Consider the following 3,576-nt stretch of genomic DNA (forward strand, 5'->3'; position numbering starts at 1 on the left):
CGCCTCCGCGCGGCGCTGGCAGGCCGAGGCCGCCGCCCTGCGCGAGCACGCCCAGGCGACGCGCCTCTCCCCCACCCAGCGTGCCTCCCTCCTGCGCGGCGCCGTGGCCGCCGACCGCCAGGCGGAGTTCTGGCTCGAGGGCTGCCGGCAGGATGCCGGCAGGGCGGCCGGCACCGCCGGGCTTCGCCGCTAGTCCCCCTGCGACGGGACCGCCCGGCGCCGCCGCACCGGCAGCGCCCAGGACAGGTCATCCTCCTCCTGCTCTGACCGGGGCCGCCACGTCTCGCCACGCCGCGCCAGTCCCACCACCGTCGCCGCCGCCGCCGCCTGCACCGACAGCACATAGGCCTCCAGCAGCAGCCGCGCCGCCTCGCAGGTCTGCGCGTCCGCACGGTCCCGCAGCACCTCCAGTCCGCTGTCACGCCGCTGCTGCGACAGCTCCACCAGCCGATCCTGCGCAGCCGTCGCCGCCGCCCAGGCCTCGTCCGACACCTGCCGCGCCGCCTCGGCACGGTCCATGTAATCCGTCAGCAGATCCCGCAGCGCCGCGTCCCGCCGTGCCCCGCGCTCCGGCGGCACGTTCGCCTCCACATGCGCCGCCACCGCCGCCTCGGCCTCCTCCCGCAGCCGGGGCCGCGGCCCCTCCAGCTGGAACGCCTCGGCCACCTGCAGCACCACGCGCACGTCCGGTACCGCCTCGTGCGCCTCTGTTTCCTTCTCCGGCAGCACCCGCAGTAGCGGGAACCGCACCACATTCGCGCCGTGGGTCATCCTTCCCACTCCTCTGCTCGTGCGCTGGATTCTAGGCCGGAACGCCTTCGTAACGCAACATAGCGTGTTGCTTTTATTGAATATTTATCCTGGATTGGCATCCGGGTGAATGGGTGGAGCCGCCCTCGGCAATGCCCCCGCCGGCATCCGCCAGCAGACCCTCCTCCCCATATCCTCCGGAGATCACCATGCCGTCCCGTGCTAGAAAGAAGCCCATGAGCCAGGCCCGCCACCGCACGCCCAGCATGACCCTCGCCGAGTTCCTCGCCTGGGAGCGGCAGCAGCCCGTCCGCTACGAGTTCGACGGCTTCCAGCCCGTCGCCATGACCGGCGGAACCGCCGCTCATGCCCGCATCCAGCGCAACCTTGCCTTCGCCCTCCATGGCCGCCTGCGCGGCTCCCCTTGCGAGTTCCTGGGCAGCGACATGAAGGTGCTGACGGCGCGCACCAGCCGCTATCCTGACGGCATCGTCACCTGCTCCAGGGCCGGTGACGCCGACACCACCGCGCGGGAGCCGGTCATCCTCTTCGAGGTCCTCAGCCAGAGCACCGCCGACGACGACTTCGGTGTGAAGAGCATCGAGTACATGAACCTGCCCTCGGTCCAGCGCTACGTGCTGATCGACCAGAAGCTCGTCCATGCCACCGTCTTCTCGCGCCAGGATGGGCAATGGCTCGGTCGCGTCCTCACGGACGGCGATGCGCTCGATCTGCCGGAGATCGGCATCCGGTTTCCCCTTAGCGAGATCTACGAGGGGCTGGACCTGAGTGCCGAGGGGGCGGACGACACCGGCCCCTCCCGCGTGCCCGGACGACAGGACTAGAACACCGCGCATGGATCCTGTTCAGCGACCTCCCTACCGCCCCTTCTGCGATACGCCGGCCGACCAGCCCGACGAGCGCCGCAAGGGACACATCTCCCAGGATCCGTTCGAACATTTCTGCGAGGAGTGCGGCGCCTGGGGCAGCTTCGGCTTCAGGATCGACAGCGATCCCGCGCATCCCGGTGTCTGGTACTGTGGCCAGCATCGCCGCGTCGGAGAGGAGCGCCTGGCTCGGGTGCGGCGGGGCGGATAGCACATCCCCGGGGAACGCCGCCTCCGCCTTCGCTGCGGCGGCCGGGCACTACTCGCTCGCCTCTGGCTCACTCCCGGAGCCCCGCGTCGTCGTGGGTGGCACGCCTCCCAGCGGCAGCGCGACTGGAAACGACGCACCGGGCGTGACCCACTCCTCACCCGGGTCTCCGCCTGACGGTGACGATCCCGGTTCTGGCCACCGGCAGCGGCACGGCGTCAGCTGAACGGGAGCACCCGGGACTGCCGTCGCACGTCGGCCACTCGACCCACCCCCTGAAGGGGGTGGGCACGGGAAAGCAGCCTGGCCTCGCCGTCATGGCGACAAGTCTGAGGCCCGGCAACGGCTGCCGTCAAAGGGTGGGTCCTCGCCGTGCTCGCAGTCCTCGGCTTCGCCTCCGGGCTGCTCCGCGCGGCTCCGGTCCCGGCCTTCGGCCGCCTTTGACGCCATCCGCCGCCGAACCTCGAAGGCATTCGCAGGACGGGACGAAGAAAAGCCAGCCTCCTTCCCCTCTCCCGGCCGACACCGGGCCTCGCCGGCCCAGACCCGCAGGACGAACAAAGAAAAGATGCGGGGTGGGTCGTGTAATCAAGCGGTTTATCTCAAGTAAAACAGAATGATTTCCGAGTTTTATTGTTGAATATCAGCGTGGATCAGGTATTATCCAAATGCGGCCAACGAGGGCCGCAACAACAAGTCGCCCCCGCCGGTGGTACCAACACCAGACGGGGGCTGACCCGAAACAGGATAAGGCTCATCATGTCCCAGGCTTCCGGCAACATCGCTCCCGCCACCACCGAGAACAAGGGCGCCGACGCCGCCCGCCCCACCAGGGCGCGCACCACTGCCAAGACTGGCAGGCCCGCCGCGGCGCAGCCGACGCAGGCTCCCGCTCGCCGCACCCAGGCCAACCGCCAGGGCATCACCCTCGCCGATGCGGGCCGTCTGGCCCCCACCCACGACATGATGAGCAAGGTCTATCGCGTCTTCGGCCTGGAGCCGGTGGACGTGGACGGCATCGCCACCGCGACCGAAACCAGCCTCATCCAGCAGTCCGAGGACCTGCGTTCCGCCCTCAGCGACAAGGCCATGGAGATGCATTTCCAGCGCGTCGTCGGCGCCTATGTCGGCAGCGCCTTCGGGGCCGCGCAGTTCTTCGACAGCAAGCGCGCCACCGCCCGCGACATGGCCAGCAAGATGAACGACAACCGGGACGAGGACCGCGACGGGCCGAGCGGTTTCGAGAGCAAGGTTGAGCGCGCCCAGAGCTTCGCCGCCGATATGGCCCGCCAGAGCTACGCCCTCCTTGCCGCAGCCGAGGGCGCCGTTCGCGCCTTCGAGGAAATCACCGGCAACGCCTGGAAGCCCTACGTCGCCAGCACCCCCGAGAGCCAGGGTCTCGGACGCCAGGCCGCCCAGGCCCGCGCCTCCGCCTTCGACTGACACCACCGGGCGGGGGCTTCGGCCTCCGCCCTTCCCTCCGGCGGCGGCCAGGGGGGCGCCGCCCTCCGGGCTCTGCCCCCCTGGACCCCCCGCAGCCTCATCCCTTGCCGCTCACCCTTGCCGCGCCGCCGGTTTGCGGTCGGCGCTTCGCGCCGGAGCTTTCTCGCCGCGGCGCCTTCGGCGCCACTCCTTGGCCCTGGCTGAAACCGTGTCCGGGCCATGCCCCCTCCGGCATGTCAGGGCCGCCGCGTTCGCAACGCCGCTTCGCGACGCCGCGCCCGCCGCAGC

General features: G+C 70.3%; 5 protein-coding genes. 4 read left to right on the forward strand and 1 reads right to left on the reverse strand.

The annotated features are described in order from the left end of the window. The coding region (locus ROTAS13_RS27430; RefSeq protein ID WP_171979188.1) for a hypothetical protein at positions 1–193 on the forward strand (193 nt) is incomplete at its 5' end. Here the strand turns inward: ROTAS13_RS27430 and ROTAS13_RS21150 are convergent. Next, positions 190–771, reverse strand: coding sequence for a hypothetical protein (locus ROTAS13_RS21150; protein WP_027297328.1), 582 nt, complete (start codon positions 769–771; stop codon positions 190–192). The two genes, ROTAS13_RS27430 and ROTAS13_RS21150, sit on opposite strands and share 4 nt — an antisense overlap. Before the next feature lie 215 nt (positions 772–986). Between ROTAS13_RS21150 and ROTAS13_RS21155 the strand changes: the two genes are divergently transcribed. From ROTAS13_RS21155 to ROTAS13_RS21165, 3 genes are all read left to right on the forward strand, one after another. Next, positions 987–1,595, forward strand: a complete 609-nt coding sequence (locus ROTAS13_RS21155) for a Uma2 family endonuclease (protein WP_027297329.1) — start codon at positions 987–989, stop codon at positions 1,593–1,595. Positions 1,596–1,605: 10 nt separating this feature from the next. Further along, the gene (locus ROTAS13_RS21160; protein WP_037251361.1) at positions 1,606–1,848 is read left to right on the forward strand and encodes a hypothetical protein; all 243 of its coding nucleotides are present in this window, start codon (positions 1,606–1,608) and stop codon (positions 1,846–1,848) included. A gap of 756 nt (positions 1,849–2,604) precedes the next feature. Beyond that, positions 2,605–3,288, forward strand: a complete 684-nt coding sequence (locus ROTAS13_RS21165; RefSeq protein WP_051544308.1) for a hypothetical protein — start codon at positions 2,605–2,607, stop codon at positions 3,286–3,288. Positions 3,289–3,576 lie beyond the last annotated feature (288 nt).

This window comes from Roseomonas sp. TAS13 (assembly GCF_001950415.1).
Classification (GTDB): Bacteria; Pseudomonadota; Alphaproteobacteria; order Acetobacterales; family Acetobacteraceae; genus Roseomonas; species Roseomonas mucosa.